Source organism: Planctomyces sp. SH-PL62 (assembly GCF_001610895.1).
GTDB lineage: Bacteria > Planctomycetota > Planctomycetia > Isosphaerales > Isosphaeraceae > Paludisphaera.
The window spans coordinates 2,117,852-2,133,228 of the sequence record NZ_CP011273.1 but is presented as its reverse complement, the minus strand read 5'-3'; the positions used below and the strand labels follow the sequence as shown (position 1 = coordinate 2,133,228).

12 protein-coding genes are annotated in these 15,377 nt (G+C 68.4%); 4 read left to right on the top strand and 8 right to left on the bottom strand.

From position 1 onward, the window contains the following. Nucleotides 1-18 precede the first annotated feature (18 nt). The 4 genes from VT85_RS26595 to VT85_RS08135 all read left to right on the top strand — a co-directional run bounded on the left by VT85_RS26595 (nucleotide 19) and on the right by VT85_RS08135 (nucleotide 4,774). A protein-coding gene (locus tag VT85_RS26595) for an IS5 family transposase (protein ID WP_231871479.1) occupies nucleotides 19-865 on the top strand; the annotation gives its coding sequence in 2 pieces (ribosomal slippage) (nucleotides 19-357 and nucleotides 359-865; 846 coding nt in all). Between the two features lie 373 nt (nucleotides 866-1,238). Beyond that, the gene (locus VT85_RS08145; protein WP_197491165.1) at nucleotides 1,239-2,654 is read left to right on the top strand and encodes a TAXI family TRAP transporter solute-binding subunit; all 1,416 of its coding nucleotides are present in this window, start codon (nucleotides 1,239-1,241) and stop codon (nucleotides 2,652-2,654) included. Nucleotides 2,655-2,900: 246 nt separating this feature from the next. Beyond that, complete coding sequence (locus tag VT85_RS08140) at nucleotides 2,901-3,449, top strand: hypothetical protein (RefSeq protein WP_068413149.1); 549 nt, start codon at nucleotides 2,901-2,903, stop codon at nucleotides 3,447-3,449. After that, the gene (locus VT85_RS08135) at nucleotides 3,446-4,774 is read left to right on the top strand and encodes an MFS transporter (RefSeq protein ID WP_197491164.1); all 1,329 of its coding nucleotides are present in this window, start codon (nucleotides 3,446-3,448) and stop codon (nucleotides 4,772-4,774) included. The genes VT85_RS08140 and VT85_RS08135 overlap by 4 nt, the downstream gene beginning before the upstream one ends. Nucleotides 4,775-4,856: 82 nt before the next feature. Here VT85_RS08135 and VT85_RS08130 read toward each other — a convergent pair whose 3' ends face one another. The 8 genes from VT85_RS08130 to VT85_RS08095 all read right to left on the bottom strand — a co-directional run bounded on the left by VT85_RS08130 (nucleotide 4,857) and on the right by VT85_RS08095 (nucleotide 15,377). Beyond that, nucleotides 4,857-5,903 (bottom strand): hypothetical protein, encoded by a 1,047-nt coding sequence (locus tag VT85_RS08130; protein ID WP_068413144.1) that lies wholly within the window; start codon nucleotides 5,901-5,903, stop codon nucleotides 4,857-4,859. Nucleotides 5,904-5,914: 11 nt separating this feature from the next. Beyond that, the gene (locus tag VT85_RS08125; protein ID WP_068413142.1) at nucleotides 5,915-6,880 is read right to left on the bottom strand and encodes a DUF1559 domain-containing protein; all 966 of its coding nucleotides are present in this window, start codon (nucleotides 6,878-6,880) and stop codon (nucleotides 5,915-5,917) included. A gap of 62 nt (nucleotides 6,881-6,942) precedes the next feature. Beyond that, entirely contained in the window at nucleotides 6,943-7,986 is a 1,044-nt protein-coding gene (locus VT85_RS08120; protein WP_068413139.1) for a hypothetical protein, read from the bottom strand. Between the two features lie 145 nt (nucleotides 7,987-8,131). Beyond that, complete coding sequence (locus tag VT85_RS08115) at nucleotides 8,132-9,688, bottom strand: serine hydrolase (RefSeq protein ID WP_197491163.1); 1,557 nt, start codon at nucleotides 9,686-9,688, stop codon at nucleotides 8,132-8,134. Nucleotides 9,689-9,770: 82 nt separating this feature from the next. After that, the gene (locus VT85_RS08110) at nucleotides 9,771-11,402 is read right to left on the bottom strand and encodes a carboxypeptidase M32 (protein WP_068413135.1); all 1,632 of its coding nucleotides are present in this window, start codon (nucleotides 11,400-11,402) and stop codon (nucleotides 9,771-9,773) included. Nucleotides 11,403-11,518: 116 nt separating this feature from the next. Beyond that, nucleotides 11,519-11,869 carry a PEP-CTERM sorting domain-containing protein gene (locus VT85_RS08105; RefSeq protein ID WP_197491162.1) on the bottom strand — a complete coding sequence of 117 codons (351 nt, stop codon included), beginning with the start codon at nucleotides 11,867-11,869 and terminating at the stop codon, nucleotides 11,519-11,521. Nucleotides 11,870-12,386: 517 nt separating this feature from the next. Next, on the bottom strand, nucleotides 12,387-14,237 hold the full coding sequence (locus tag VT85_RS08100; protein WP_068413126.1) for a phage/plasmid primase, P4 family: 1,851 nt from the start codon (nucleotides 14,235-14,237) through the stop codon (nucleotides 12,387-12,389). A 351-nt stretch (nucleotides 14,238-14,588) separates the two neighbouring features. Further along, on the bottom strand, nucleotides 14,589-15,377 hold the full coding sequence (locus tag VT85_RS08095; RefSeq protein WP_156512744.1) for a hypothetical protein: 789 nt from the start codon (nucleotides 15,375-15,377) through the stop codon (nucleotides 14,589-14,591).

Here is a 15,377-nt window from a genome sequence, read left to right as displayed (position 1 = left end):
TTCCCCAAGGAGGCCGCGATGACGCGTCGCTACGAGTTGAAGGATGAGGAATTCACCCTGATCGCCGACCTTCTGCCGCCGGTCGGGAGGCCGGGGGGTCGCTGGAACGACCACCGGACGACCCTCGACGGCGTCCTCTGGATCCTCCACACGGGGGCCCAGTGGCGGGAGCTCCCGGAGCGTTACGGGAAGTGGAAGAGCGTCTACGACCGCTTCAACCGCTGGGCCCGAGACGGGACCATCGACCGAATCCTGGAGCGGCTCCACCTGGAGCTGGACGCCTCGGGGCGGATCGACTTCGACCTCTGGCGCGTCGACGGGACCTCCATCCGGGCGAGCCGCGCGGCCGCCGGGGCCGGGGGGGAAAAGGGGGACGGCCGAGCCGGCCGACCACGCCCTCGGCCGCTCCCGCGGCGGCTTCGGGACGAAGCTCCACCTGGTCGTCGACTCCGGCGGCGTCCCGCTCTCGGCCGTCGTCACGGCGGGCCGGGCCCACGAATCGAAGTCCCTGGAGCCGGCCCTGGAGGCGGTGCGGATCAAGCGGCCGGGCCGGGGCCGGCCGCGACGGCGGCCCCGCCGCCTGGCCGGCGACAAGGGGTATAGCTATCGGCGCATCCGCCGCTACCTGCGACGGCGGGGGATCAAGGCGGTGATCCCGACCCGCAAGGACCAGCGGAGGAACCCGAAGTTCGACGCCGGGGCCTACCGCCGACGAAACATCGTCGAGCGGTGCATCCTCTGGCTGAAGGAGAACCGCCGCCTGGCGACCCGGTTCGAGAAGCTCGCGGTCAACTTCCTGGCCATGGTCAAGCTCGCCATGATCCGCCGTTGCTTCCGGCTCATCGAGCCGTCAGACAGAACCTAGTATTATCAGCGGGTTGGACGAAACCACGAACCATTGTCTCGCGGATGCTCGGGGCCTCGGAGCACCTACGATCATCGTCGGGGTCGGAGATCCCGAGCTCGCAGCGACCCGAAGCGAAGTCGATCTCGCGAACCGTCACTATTCGCGTTACTAAACCCGCGTTGGAACCCCCGAGTCGGCGTGGAAATCGGAGAGAATCATGGAATGCGAATTCGATGTTTGCTGCGTAATATATTGTGGATTAAGGAGATGAAATTTGGTGAGGCCGATCGGGAGGCTGCGGCGCTCATGAGCGCCAGCTACTGACGTCCGGCCGACCGGTCGATCGACCAGACGGCTGGCGCGGGGGGACGGGCCTGTTAAAATCGCGGGGGTGTCCGCCGGGTTCCAGGCCGTTGCGAGCGACTTCGAGATGGACGACGCCGAGGTGTCGAGGATGGAGGGCCCCCGCCCGCTTCCCCGGAGGCGGGGCACGGTCCGCCGGGCGATCGGCGTCTGGCTCTGGGTCGTCGGCTTCGCGCTGGCCGTGACGGCGGCGTCCTACGTGATGTTCGTCGAGCCGCCGCCCCCCCGTCGGCTCGTCATCGCCAGCGGCGCGGAGGGGGGTGCCTACTTCCGGTTCGCCAACCTCTACGCCGAGGACCTGCGACGACACGGCCTGGCCGTCGAGGTCCGCGAGACGGCGGGATCGGTCGAAAACCTGGGCCTGCTGCGCGACGACTCCTCGGGGGTCTCGATCGCGGTCGTTCAGAGCGGACTGGCCTCGGGAGGAGCGAGCGACGGCCGCCTCCTGGCCCTGGGGAGCCTCTATCGCGAGCCCCTCTGGGTCTTCCACCGTCGCGACCTGGACGTCGAGAGCCTGCGCGGGCTTCGTGGGCTCCGGATCGGCGTGGGGGCGGAAGGGAGCGGGACGCAGGCCGTCGCCCTCCGGATGCTGGCCGCGAACGGCCTGGCCGAAGGCGGGGGCTCGCCCGACGTCCCGGGCACGCGGTTCGTCCGCGACGACGCCGACGACTCCGTCTCCGCCCTTCTGAAAGGGGACCTGGACGCCGCCTGCTTCGTCGCCGGCTTCGAGGCCGAGTACGTCCAGAGGTTATTGCAGGACGATCGGGTGGAGTTGTTGAGCTTCGCCCGCCAGGAGGCCTACCGCCGCCGTTTCCGATTTCTCGCGCCCGTCACGCTGCCGGCGGGGGTCGTCGACCTGGGCCGAGGCCTGCCCGAGCGTGACGTGGCCCTGCTGGCGCCGACGGCCATGCTGGCGGTCCGCGACGACTTCCACCCCGCCCTGATCCCGCTCTTGCTGGGCGCCGCCGCGCGGGTCCACGGCGCGGGAAGCGTGCTCACGGAGCCTGGCGAGTTCCCCTCGGCGGCCTACTGCGACCTCCCCGTGAGCGAGGACGCCCGCCGATTCTACCGATACGGCCAGCCGGTCCTCCAGCGCCTGCTGCCGTTCTGGCTGGCCTCGCTGGCCGACCGGGCCAAGCTGATGCTCATCCCGATCGTCATGCTGCTGATGCCCCTGGTCCGCGCCGCGCCGCCGCTCATCCGCTGGCGTTCCCGACGCAAGATCTACCGCTGGTACGCCGTCCTCCGCGAGATCGACCAGAAACTGGCCGCCGGCCTCTCCGGCCGCGACCTCGACCCCGAACTCGCACGTCTCCGCGACATCGAACACAAGGTCGTCTGGGTCGACGTCCCCCTCAGCTACATGGAAGAGTTCTATCAGCTCCGAATGCACCTGGCGATGATGCAGCAACGCCTCCTCGCCTCCCGCCCCGATGCCGAGTAGCCATCCGCCCGCCCGCGTCGACCTGCCGGGCGACCAGGGCCGCTCGCGCGCCATCGCTCGCCGTCATGGCTCAGGGCCGTGATCGGCGGAGAGGTGGGCGCCGGAGCTTCGGCGAACGCCCACGGTTGCGGTGATGGGCGTCGGGCGGGCGTCGACCAGCGGTTGCGGGAACGGGCGGGGTTTCCTTAATGTAGAGGGGCTTCGGATGGGTCCTCGCGGCGTCCCTGGGTCGATCGGCTGGATTTGATGATTCGTTCGTATCTGGTGCTGGCGGTGACGGGGGCCTCGCTGCTCTTGGCGTCGTTCGCGACGGGGTTCCCGGCGTCGGCGGAGGTTCGCGGTCCGGGGGCGTCCTGGCGCGGGGTGCACGTCCTGGTCTCGCTGGGGACCGTGGTGGTGGTGCTGGGGATCCATTCGATCGTCTATACATATTTCGTGGCGACGGTGAAATGGGCCAAGGAAGTCTCGCGGACCTATGACCTGCCGGACTGGCTGGTGGCGCAGGCTTCGCGGAACAAGCGCCGGGCGTTCCGGTTCATCCTGGGCGGGATGGCCGCGGTCGCCGCGGCGGCCTGGCTCGGGGCGGCCGCCGACACCCGGGGGGCCGGGTACCGCGGCTGGCATCTGGCCGCGGCCGGCTTCGCGCTGGGGTTCAACGCCGTCGCCTTCCTGATCGAGTACGCCGGCGTGGTCGCGCACCACCGGCTGCTCGCCGAGCTGAAGGCCCAGGCGGATCGCATTCGCGAGGACCGCTACGGGCCCGAGCCGGAAATCGTCCCGGAGTCCCTCGCGTGAGCACGGCTGGAATGGATACGGACTTGAACGCCGACGAGAAGCCGCGAGACGCCGGGGCGCCGACGCGGCCGGGGGGCTTGCGCTCGCCGCTGGGACTGGTGATCCTGATCGTCCTGATCGATCTGCTGGGCTTCTCGCTGGTGATGCCCCTGCTGGGGCCGTTCGCGAAGGAGTACCAGCTGGAAGGCTGGCGGGTGGGGCTGCTGTTCGCCGCCTTCCCGATCTGCCAACTCGTCGCCGGCCCGATCCTGGGGAGGCTCAGCGACCGCCACGGCCGGAGGCCGATCCTGGTCCTCAGCCAGGCGGGCACCGCGCTCTCGTTCGTGATCCTGGGGCTGGCCCGCGACTACCCGACCATGCTCCTGGGCCGGATGCTCGACGGGGCCTCCGGCGGTAATATCATGGTCGCGCAGGCCTACGTCGCCGACGTCACCAAGCCCGAGCATCGCGCGCGGGGGATGGGGATGATCGGCATGGCCTTCGGGCTGGGGTTCGTGCTCGGGCCCCTGCTCGGCGGGCTGATGCAAGACCTCCCGCTCCCCCCCGGCTGGCACCTCCGCACGCCGTTCCTGGCGGCGGCGGGCTTCTCCACCATCGCCCTGATCATGGTGATCGCCCGGCTCCCGGAGAGCCTCCCCGCAGGTTCCAAGCCCCGCCAGGCCGCTCGGGTCCTGTCGCGGAGGGGGCTGGCCGACGTCTTCCGGCTCGAAGGGGTCGGCTCGCTGGCGCTGATCGCGTTCCTGTCGATCCTGGCATGGGCGGCCCTCGAAGGGACCTTCGCCGTGTTCCTTCAGCGCCGGATGGGGTGGACCCCCAAGGGGGCGGCCTTCGCCTTCGCGGCGACCGGGCTGCTCTCGGCGATCGTCCAGGGAGGGTTGATCCGCACCCTGGTCCCCCGCTTCGGGGAGCTGCGACTCATCCTCTCGGGGGGGCTCCTTGCGGGCGTGGGCTTCGCGATCGTCGCGGCGGCGCCGGGGACGGGAATCCTGCCGCTGGCCGTGGCGATCACGCTGTTCGCCGTCGGCTCGGGCCTGCTGAGCCCGTCGATCATGGGCCTGCTCTCGCGGATCACTCCCGCGAGCGAACAGGGGGCGGTCTTCGGCGCCCTGACCTCGATCCAGACCTTGGCACGGATCGTCAGCTACCTGATCGGCAACGTCCTGCTCGACCGCGTCTCCCTCTCCGCCCCCTACTGGTTCGCGACCGCCGTCTACGCCCTCACGGTCCTCGTCACCCTGCTCGCCGCCCCGAGGCTCGCCAAGGCGCTTCGACGCTCGCAGGCTCTGGCGCCCGAAGCCTCCAACGTCGAGGCGACGCCCGCCTGACGCCGGCTTCGGACCCACGCCCGTTCCCGTCGATCCCCGGCCGGCACCGCCGTCGGGAGCCGTCGGGAACGGGTCGGGCCGATCAGTCCTGGACGTGGCGGGGGTATTCCCAGCGTCCGACGTTCGCCCGGAGCCACTCGTAATAGACGCGGACTCCGCGATCCGATTCGCCCGTGCCGCCTCCTCCCATCTCGAAGTTCGGGCCGGTCCCCTGCTTGCCGGTGACGTCCTCGACGTAGGGGCTGCGGAAGAGCATCGCCAGGCGCGGCGATCCGGCGCGGTACACTTCCCACTCCTTCTTCAACGAGGCCAGATGGTACTGGTTGAAGACCCCCTCGTTCCCGGATGCGTCGCGGTCCGCCGTCTCCGTGTTGACGGCGAATCCCGTTTTTGGGATAGGCATGGCCTCCTGGAAGAACATCACGTCGGCGCCGGGGTAATCGACGGCCGAACCGGTCAGGTGGTTCGGGCAGACGCCGACCTCGACGTCGGGGGCGACGGCCTTGAGCCACTGCGTGAGCTTCGCCTTCTTGGCCGCGCCGTCGGGCTCGCGGAAGATCCCGTGGTCGGAGCGGAACCCGTGGTTGAACTCCTGGTAGAGGTTCACGAAGACGTTGCGCAGGCCCCGCTCCTCGAGCAGTCGGCCCGTCTCCTGAACGGCCCTCTCGATCGCCGGTTCGTCGTGGAGCAACTCGTCCTTGCGGGGCATGAAGAGGATGACGCAGACGACCATCCCGCGGCGGTCGGCCTCCCGGACGAGCTGTTCCAGCCGACGTCCGAAGGCCGGGGCCAGCTTGCCGTAGGAGGTGTAGGCGTTGGGCCCGGCGTCGACGTCGGGGAACCCGCCGTTGGTCCCCTGAAGGCTCACGCTGATCAGGTTGATCCCGTGCGCCGCCATGTTGTCCAGGTTGTTGATCAGCCGCTCGGTCACCGCCGGGCTCATCAAGGCGTTGTTGCAGCGTAGGCCCCAGAGCTTGACGGGCTCTCCGCCGAGGTGCGGCAGGCCGTCGCGGAGCGAGAACTCCCGGGTCGGCGTCGGAGCGTCGTCGGCCGCGGCGGGGGGCGTCGGACGGACGAGGGTCAGGGCGAGGGCCGCCCCCAGGACGATCGAGAAACGAGCCGGAGCCATCGCGTGATCCTCTAGAGTTGGTCCGCCGAGACGATCTCGCCGCGGTTCCGGGTGGCGACCGCGCGCCAGACGGACGCGGCCACGGAGTCCTTCGCGAACTGGACGTGGCCGTCGCAGAACAGGACGTTCGCCCCGCCCGAGTGGAAGCTCCTCGCCGCCGTTCGGCCCGCGACGTTGCCGGACAGGCAGTCGGGGGATTTGGAATTAGGCGTGAAGAAGTGATTGAACGTTGCGTAGATGAAGCTCCCCCGCGCCCACTCGCGGCCGCGCTGGCCGCTCCAGATCAGGATCGAGTCGGTGCAGAAGGCGTCGGTGACGGCCGTGAGCGACGCCCCCTGGGCGTACTGCGAGGCCCTATCCTGCGGCGTCGCGCCGAGGGGGTCCACGCCCGACCCCTTGATCGTCTCGCTGAACGCGGCGGTGTTGCTCAGGCCGTCGGTGATCTCGGCGAATCGGACCGAGTGCAGGTCGAAGAAGACGCCGTCGACCGGCTCGGGGCCGTCCTGGGGCCGGAAGCTCCCGCCGTTGGGGAGTCCGGAGCCGGCGTTCGCGACGTAGTTGTTCGGGCCGAAGGCCGGGTCGAGGCGCTCGGACCTCCGATCGGACGGGCAGAGGTAGGTCGCGACGGCGGTCGCGACCGCCGTCGTGTTCGCGTAGTCGCCCGGCCGTGACGACGTGGCGAGCGAGCCGTGGTCGAAGTTGATCGCGTTGTGCAGCGAGCCCCCCTCCAGGTTCGGCAGGATCTGCGCCAGGGCCGACCAGAGGTGGGGCGAACCCGTCCGGGCCGAGGGGAGCCGCCCGTGCGCCCCCTCGTACGTGTTGACCGCCAGGCCGATCTGCTTCAGGTTGTTCGCGCATTGCATTCGTCGGGCCGCCTCGCGCGCGGCCTGCACCGCCGGGAGCAGGAGCGCGATCAACACGGCGATGATCGCGATCACCACCAGCAGCTCGATCAGCGTGAAGGCGCGACGTCGCATTCTTTCAGCCTCCCCGGCGAGGAATCTGGGCGTCGCGGCCTGGTCGAGAAACCACACCGAGATCAATGCGACGCCGGGACGTGCCGGGGATATTCCCAGCGGCCCACGTTGTCGCGCACCCACTCGAAGTAGAACCGCACGCCGCGATCGCTCGGGCTCGTGCCCTGGCCGCCAAGCTCGGCGTGGGGCGCCGTGCCGCTCCGGTTGGTGATCCCTTGGATGTACGCCGCGTGAAACAGCAGAGCCGCGTTCGGCGCGGCCTTGTAGCGCTCGCAGTCGGCCAGGATGAAGTCGCGGTGCCCCTCGTTGAATACGCCGTCGTCCTCGTAGCTGTCCTGCTTCTGGGATTCCACGTTGACCACGAATCCCGCAATCGGGATCGTCATCTCCTTCTGGATGATCCGCACCTCCATTCCGGGATAGACGCCCCCCGTCGTCGATTTCTCGTACGGGCAGACCCCCACCTCGATCGCTGGCGCGACCGCCTTGAACCACCCGGTCAGCTTCGCCTTCTTCTCCGCCCCGCCGGGCTCCCGGAACAAGGGCTGGTCCATTCGAAGCGTGTGGTCGTACTCATGCGCCAGGTCGACGAAGACGTTGCGAAGCCGTCGCGACTCCAGGAAGCTGGCCGCCTCCTCGATCGCCCGACGGACCGCCCCCTCCCCTTCCAACTCCTGGTCCTTGCGCGGCGAGAAGAGGCCGACCATCACGACCATCCCCCGGGCGTCGGCCTCGCGGACCAGCCATTCCAGCCGCTTCGCCACGTCGGGTTTGAGCTTGCCGTCGCGGCCGAATCCGTTGAAGCCGGCGTCGGAGTCCGGCCAGCCGCCGTTCGACCCCTGGATGTAACAGCCGATCAGGTTCACCCCATGGGCCGCCATCGCGTCGAACGCCCGGACGTGCCGCTCCGTCACCGTCGCGCTGTGCAGCGCGTTGCCGCATCGCACGCCCCAGAGGTCCACCCCGCTCCCCCCCAGGAACGCCCGGTCGCCCCGGATTTCGAACTCCTTCGTGGCCGGTGGCCTTTCCTCGGCCCACGCCCCCGGCCCCGATGCGGCGAGACCGAGAAGCGCGGGCGCGACGAACCGGGCGAGTTGGATTCTCATCAGGATGGCTCGATGGTGAACATGGTTGCACTGGATGCGTCGTTCACGATCGAAGTATCGTAGACCGCCCCGGCCTCTGACACAAGTCATACGTCTGAGAGGAGGCGGGAATTCTGAACCGAGTCCGAGGGAGGTTGTCTCTCGCTCAGGGGCGACGCGTGAAGACGTATTCCATCGGGTCGACGAAGTCGGGCCGCACGCTCATGCGGAAATCGACCGGAGAGCCGCCCGCGTCGATTCGGAATGGAATGGAACTGGAGCGGAAGAACGGGTCGGCCCAGGGGGCCTCGAAGAGGTCGCCGTCCTTATGCCTCAGCGTGGCCTTGAGCCCCGCGCTGCGCGCGATTGCCAGGCGTAGCGAGCCGTCCTCGATTTCCACGGTCGCCTCGCCGAGCGCCTCGTTGCGGTACACGCCGGCATAGCGCGAGAGGTCGAGGCTGGGGCGGGCCGGACCGGCCTCGGGCCTGGCCTCGACCTTCTGGGCGGCCTCCTTCTCGCGGGCCTGCCGTTCGCGGCGCTCCTTCAGCAACTCGCCGCTCCAGTCGCGCGGCTCGGCCTTCAGGAAGGCGTCGACCACGCGGAAGGGGACCGCGCGGTAAAGTTCCTGCTCGTCGTAGTTGCTGAGCACGACCACCCCGAGCTTCTCCTCGGGGACCAGCAGCGTCAGCGAGAGCATGCCGTCCATCCCCCCTCCGTGCGAGACGAGCATCCGCCCCTGGTAGTCCTGAAGGAACCAGCCGAGGCCGTATGCGAAGAAGTGCGACGAGGGGAACGTCTTCCGCTGGCGGTCCGAAATCGGCCGGACCACCTGCTGCGGCGCATGAGTTTCGCGGATCACGGCGGCCGGGACGATTCGCTCCTCGCCGAGCGCGCCCTCATTCAGCTGCAGACGCATCCACTGGGACCAGTCGCGGACGCATGAGTTGATCCCCCCCGCGGCGCCGGCGTTGTCCAGGTTGCGGTAGGGGATCGCCGTGACCTTGCCGTCGATCAGGGTGTGGGGCCTCGCGACGTCTTCCACCCCTTCCAGGTCGCGCACGGACGTGTTGCTCCGAGACATGCCAAGAGGCTCGAGGAACCGCCGCTTGATGAAGCCGTCCCACGGCTCTCCCGAGACCGCCTGGACGACCTCGCCCGCCGCCATGAAGGTCAGGTTGCAGTAGGCGTAACGGTCGCGAAAGGAATAGTCGGGTGCGATGTGGCGCACCTGTTTCAGAACCTCGGGGGTCGTCCGGTCGGACCCGTACCAGAGCAGGTCGCCCTGCCACGTCCCCAGCCCCACGCGATGACAGAGAAGGTCGCGGACCGTCAAGGCGCGCGTCGAAGCCGGATCGGCGAGCTGGAAGTCCGGCAGCCGCTCGGTCGCCGAGGAGTCCCATCGCAGCTTTCCTTCGTCGACGAGCAGGCCCACGGCCGTCGCGGTGAACGCCTTCGAATTCGAGGCCATCGCGAACAGGGTCCGGTCGGTGACCGGCGCGGGCTTGCCCCCCTCCGCGACGCCGAAGCCCCGCGAATAGACCACCGCGTCGTCCTTCACGACCGCGATCGCCAGCCCGGGCAGCTCCCATTCGCGCATGGCGTTTTCGATATAAACATCCAGCCCCGCCAGCGGCTCGGGCGGCGCCTGCTGCCCTCGTACGCCCGCGACGAACGCCAGGCAGACCACCGTCGAGAGCACGAAGACCCGGATCGATCGCGACATCGTTTCCTGTCCCTCCGCGTCGCGATCGAACGCCGTCAGGCCGACTTCCCCGCCGGCCCGACGCTCGCGCACGCGGCGTCCATCATCGCGGTTGGGACGCGCCGGGTCCATCGCCGGGCGCCGGGCTGGATGACAGCCCGTAGAGCTCGCCGTATTTCCGGCGGAGGTGCGCCATCAGGGGGGCGGCGTCGATGGGGCCGCCGACGGCTCGCTCGATCAGGTCCGTCGGGGCGTATCGCCGACCCTGACGATGGATCTTGTCGCGGAGCCACGCCAGGAGGTCGGCGGACTCGCCTCGAGCGAAGCCCGCTTCGAGACCCGGAAGATCGGCCGTCGCCCTGGCGTAAAGCTGCGCGGCGTAGATGTTCCCCAGGGTGTAGGTCGGGAAGTAGCCGATCAGCCCGGCGGCCCAGTGGACGTCCTGCAGGCAGCCCTCGGCGTCGTTCGCGGGCGTGACGCCCAGCGTCTCCGCATACTTCGCGTTCCAGGCTTCGGGCAGGTCGGCAGTCGCCAGGTCGCCGCTCAGGAGCGCCAGCTCCAGATCGAAACGAATGAGCACGTGAAGATTGTACGTCACCTCATCGGCCTGGATGCGGATCAGCGACGGCTCCACCCGGTTGATCTCGCCGAGGAACTGTTCGAGCGTGACGTCGTGGAGCGCATCGTGGAATGTGCGGTGGGCGACCGGAAACCAATAGCTCCAGAACGATCGGCTCCGACCCACGAAATTCTCCCATAAACGGGATTGTGATTCGTGGACGCCTAAAGAAACCGACTCGCCCGCCGGAGTTCCCCAGGACTCGGTAGGAAGGCCCTGCTCGTAGAGGCCGTGGCCGACCTCGTGCAGGACGCTGAAGAACGCGTCGTCGAACCGCCGTTCGTCGTACTTGGTCGTGACGCGGACATCCCCCGAGCCGATCCCCGTGCAGAACGGGTGCTCGGTGACGTCGAGCCGTCCCCGCTGGAAATCAAACCCGAGAGCCGCAGCAGCCGATTCGGCCAGGACTCTCTGGCGGTCGATCGGGAAGCGTCGGCGGAGCACGGACTCGCCCGGATTCCGCATCCCGCCGGCCTCGGCGATCTGCTTGACGAATGGGGAGAGCGATTCGCGAAGGTCGCCGAAGACGACGCGTAATCTGGCAGTTCTCGCGCCTTGCTCGTACTCGTCAAGAAGCGGATCGTAGATCGTCGCCGCTCCCTCGGAGCCTTGCTCGTTTCCCAGGCCGTCTCGCCTGTCTTCGAGGCACTCGAGCAGGCAGGCCGACTCTTGCCGCTTCAGCGCCAGAACCCGATCAAGCCAGGGGCGGAAGCGGGCGAAGTCCGATGCGTGTTTCGCACCCACCCATTCCTGCTGGGCCAGCGACGTGGTCCGAGCCAGGTCTTCCACTAGGGCGCGCGGGAGCTTGATCCGGCGGGCGTAATCTCGCCGAAGCTGGCGGACATTGGCGGATTCGATCGAGTCCAGTTCGGCGGCCAGGGAGCTGTCGTGAAGATTTTCCAGGAGTTCGCCCAGCCGCGGATCAGTGCCGCGATCATGCTGGATTCCGGCCAGGAGGGCCATCTGGTCCCCTCGCAACGACGATGCGCCGGGGGGCATGTAGGTCTGCTCGTCCCAGCCGAGGACTGCGGCGCAGGAGCCCAGAAGTCCCAGTTCTCGGGACGATTTCAGGAGTTCTTCGTAGAGCGCCCGCGAGTCGGAGGACGGAGAAGCCATCGAATGATCTCGCATCGGTCGAAGAAGGATCTAGCCGTTCACGCGTCCAGGCTTCGAAACGACGAAGACCCGGACGCGATGTCCGGGTCTTCGTCCGAGCCGGATCGGACGTCGAATCAGGAGAAGTATCGGCGGAATCGCCGGAGCGTGATCAGGCCGGTGAGCCCGATCCCGAACAGGCTCATCGAAGATGGCTCGGGGACCTGGAACGGCTCCGGATTGGCCATGTCGACCGAGGTGGACGCCGTTGCTAGTTCATACACATCAATAGTTTCCGACGCTTCGACGGCGTCTGGGAGCGTAAGGCTCGGCTCAAGGTCGAACAGGCCGGCCCGGGGCTCGCCCGGAATCATCGCGTGCGGGCACGACGCGGAGTCGGTGATCGAGATCGAACCTCCCTGTGCCAGGCCGGCCCCGGCGATCGTGATGAGTAGAGCGGTCGCGAACCGGGCCATTCCATCCTTCATCGAGCCATTTCCTCCCACTGCCTCGCCATTGCGGATCATGAGCAGAACCACCCATCGGGCACATCATTAAAGACATGCCAGGCCCTCGTGGGCCGAAAGCCGGGTCGTAAGCACGCAAGTGGGACGACGTGCGTCCACGCATGCGATCGTCCCAGGGCTTGTCGCATCCTTGCTCATCGCCGCAGCAGTGGCCCGTCGCGGCGTTTCCTCGGCAGGCCGTGTGAGCGACCGAACGATCTTGAACCAACTGATCCGATGTCGCGGACCGAGCCGTCCAAGGTGGTCAATCCAAGCGGTAGTGCATCTTTCGAGCCGAACCGATCGAAATCGAAGTACACGCCGACGGTGAGGTGGGAAGCGATCCCCCATCCTCGATTTCGGCGAAGGCTCGGTCACCCTGGTCCTATCGAAAAAGGATCGAGGCGACCGCCGCGGCGTATCCCGAGTCGATCGGGGCGACGGGACGGATTGTAACCAGTTCCTTCGGACTTGGCGAGGGGGTCGGCGTGAAGCGATCTCAGGCGACCGTCCTGAAATCCGGCTGATCCGCCGAAGCCGCGGACCCCAGCCGGACGCCGCTATAATAAACGACCCGAGCCGAACCTATGCGATGTCGACGCTTGCCCAGCCCGGGGATGGCCGCGTGAAGGTCGCGCCCTAGGGCCTGCTCGTCGCCCACCGCGTCGCGGCCGTGGCGGCGGCACCAGGAGCGCCAGGCGTCGTAGAGGTCGGACGAAGGGACCGATGCCCCGGGCTCGACCACGCAGCAGTCCTCCAGGAACACGGCGACCGGGCTCGCCAACTCATCCATCGATTCCAGCAGCGATCGGCCCGAAGCCGGCTGGTGGAACCGACCCCGAAGCTGGAGCCTGCGCCAGCCTTCCAGGGCCCAGATCAGGATCCCCGGCAGTTCCTCCTGGAGCCTGGTCAGGAGTCCCAGATCTTCCTTGCCATAGAAGGAACGGGTGAACCGCAGCAGGATCAATCGGCTGGAAAGGGCGCGGCTGGAATCCTTCAAACGGGGGAGTTCGTTCGAGATCAGAACGAACCGCGTCGGCAGTTTCCCCGTCCATGCAGACTGGTGCTTGCGGTCGATCGCCTGGTCGTCCTCGCCGCTGATCGACAGCAGGGCCTCGACGATCGCCGCGTTGTCCGGCCGGCTCGACAGCCGAGCATCCGGGAAGATCGCCACCGGTTTGTCGATCAGGATCGAAAGCCCGAACGGTCGGGCCAGCGTCGAGAGCGTCGGGTTCACCACATTGCTCGGCCCCGCCAGCGCCTTGAGGACGCGCGCGATCGTCCCCCGCCCCGATCGCTTCGGTCCGATCATCATCAGCACCTTCTGGAGGCGAGTCTCCGAGGTCAGCAAGTAGCCGAACCATTCCTGCAAAACCGAAACGCTCTCCGGGTCGTCGGGCCACACGTCTTGCAGAAAGGCGAGCCAGGCGCGGGGGGGCTGGGCTTCGGGATCGAAGTCGTAGTCCAGGGCGAATGCGTTGAAATAGCGGGGATTCGGCCGCGACATGCACGCGGCGCCCGTGACGAACGAGGGGGGATGCACCAGCGCGTTGCGCATGGCGACGAGCTCGGTCGCCGGCCAGCCCGAGAGGTCGCACCACCAGCGCGCGGAAGCTCCCTCGCCCGGGGTCGCCCCCCCGCCGTCAGCCGCCCCCGCCAGGGGTTCGGAGAGAGTCTCGACCCAGGCCGGGCGCGTCGGACAGGAAGCCATCGGGACGAGCGTGAGCCCCGCCAGTGCCTGAACCACGTCTCCCACCAGGCGGGTGGTCACCGGTGTGGGGCCGGGAGACCGCCCCCCCCGTCGCCCCTTGCCCGAATCCTTCGCCTCCTCCTCGGTCCGCTCGCGGTCGCGTCGATTCAGTCGCCCGAATTCCTCCGCCAGGTCTTGCGCCAGCAACGCCCGCAATTCCGTCGTCGGGACGAGGCGGTACGACGAACCGTCCCAGCGATGAAACCCGTCGTCCCAAAAACGCAGGCCCATGCCTCCCGCATGCGAGAATCGACGAGCGAGGAACAACCGCGCGAGCCGATGCGGGTTCGTCCTCGCCTCCGAGTCCTCGTCCTCCTCCTCGATCACGACAGTCTGATACGCGGGGGGGCTCGGGCTCGGAGGGGACCGAAACGGAGTTTGCGCGGACGGGACATTGGACTGGAAAGGGCGTGCAGCGGTCGCCGGCGTCTCACGAACGGTGAGCAGCCAGCCTCTGGGGCGATCGTCGGGGGCCTTGTCGGCCTCCTTCAGCTTGTGGTCCAACTCCCGATCCGACCACGGCGGATCGCAGCTCCGGTTCCACTCCTCCAGGATCGACCGGGCCTCCTCGACACCCAGGTCGAACCCCTTGATGAGCACGCAGGCCGCACGAAAAGTCCGACCGTGGCCCCCCTGTCCCGAGACGGCCGGAGGAAGCGCGGCGAGGTAGGCCGAGGCCCGATCGGCGATCCTCGGCGCGAGGCGGGAGACCGACCTCGGCCTCGTCGCCGATCTAGCAGGCGCCGGGCCCGGCTCATCCCCGCCGACGCCCTTACGTGCCAGCCAACCCGCTAAATCAACCGCCCGAGTGCGGGGGCGAGGGGCGGCACCTGGGGCGTCGCTGGGGGGATCATTGGGGGGGCCTGTAGGAGAAATGGTCATGCGACGATCGGTGTGTTTGCGGTCGCGGGATCGAATTTTGGGGCCCGTTGCACGCGGGAGTCTGGGGAATCACTCCGTCGCCAGCGGACCCGCGCCGTCGAACGTGACTCGACGCCAGGGGCGTTCCGGTCGCGGCGAGCCCTTGGCCTTGACGGTGCCCGGCAGCCCGATCAACCGTGAGGGATTGACGGTGGCCGTGTCGATGATCACCGAGTCGTCATCGTACACACGGGCGAGCGCCTTGACGGTTCGAGCGACGAGGCCGCGATGGGGGGCGTCGTTGGGATAGTCGGGGAGGCGGACGAGGATCCAGGCGCCGTTGCCGGACTTGCCCCAGAGGGCGGCGGCGGCCATCTCGGGCTCGCCGGCGAGGATCGAGTCGCGTCGACGTACCGCCGCGTCGAGTTCCTCGTCGGTGCTGCTCATGTCGGCCGGGCGTTTGGGATCGATGTCCAGGTACATCCAGCGCAGGGCGGTGACGTCGTCGTCCTTCGTCGTGTGCCGCGACCGATCGAGCCGATTGTCGGACCTCGCCAGCAGGTCGCGGCGGACCGGGTTGATCGTGACGTAGCCCGAGACGGCCACGAGGCGGCCGGCGTGGCGGGCCAGGCGGGCGAGGTCGTCGTACCATCCGGCCAGGGTCGAGCCCTGATAGGTCGGGCTGATTCGGTCGGCCCGGTGGAGGTCGCCTCGCCTGTCCCAGGCCGCCCGCAAGACCCGAAGTTCCACGCATTCGACCGTCGGGACGGTCAGGTGCTCCAGGAACCGACGCGCGATCTCGGGCCGGACCTGGGGGATCGGGGCCTCGCCGTCGCGGTCGCGTCGCCCGGCGTACTCCCGGTATTGCAATGCCGTCAC

What these genes read in the sequence shown, in the direction of transcription:
- VT85_RS08140 (WP_068413149.1), top strand. Translation starts at nt 2,901, where the DNA reads ATGATTCGTTCGTATCTGGTGCTGGCGGTGACGGGGGCCTCGCTGCTC.
- VT85_RS08130 (WP_068413144.1), bottom strand. Translation starts at nt 5,903, where the DNA reads ATGGCTCCGGCTCGTTTCTCGATCGTCCTGGGGGCGGCCCTCGCCCTG.
- VT85_RS08125 (WP_068413142.1), bottom strand. Translation starts at nt 6,880, where the DNA reads ATGCGACGTCGCGCCTTCACGCTGATCGAGCTGCTGGTGGTGATCGCG.
- VT85_RS08120 (WP_068413139.1), bottom strand. Translation starts at nt 7,986, where the DNA reads ATGAGAATCCAACTCGCCCGGTTCGTCGCGCCCGCGCTTCTCGGTCTC.
- VT85_RS08115 (WP_197491163.1), bottom strand. Translation starts at nt 9,688, where the DNA reads ATGTCGCGATCGATCCGGGTCTTCGTGCTCTCGACGGTGGTCTGCCTG.
- VT85_RS08110 (WP_068413135.1), bottom strand. Translation starts at nt 11,402, where the DNA reads ATGGCTTCTCCGTCCTCCGACTCGCGGGCGCTCTACGAAGAACTCCTG.
- VT85_RS08105 (WP_197491162.1), bottom strand. Translation starts at nt 11,869, where the DNA reads ATGAAGGATGGAATGGCCCGGTTCGCGACCGCTCTACTCATCACGATC.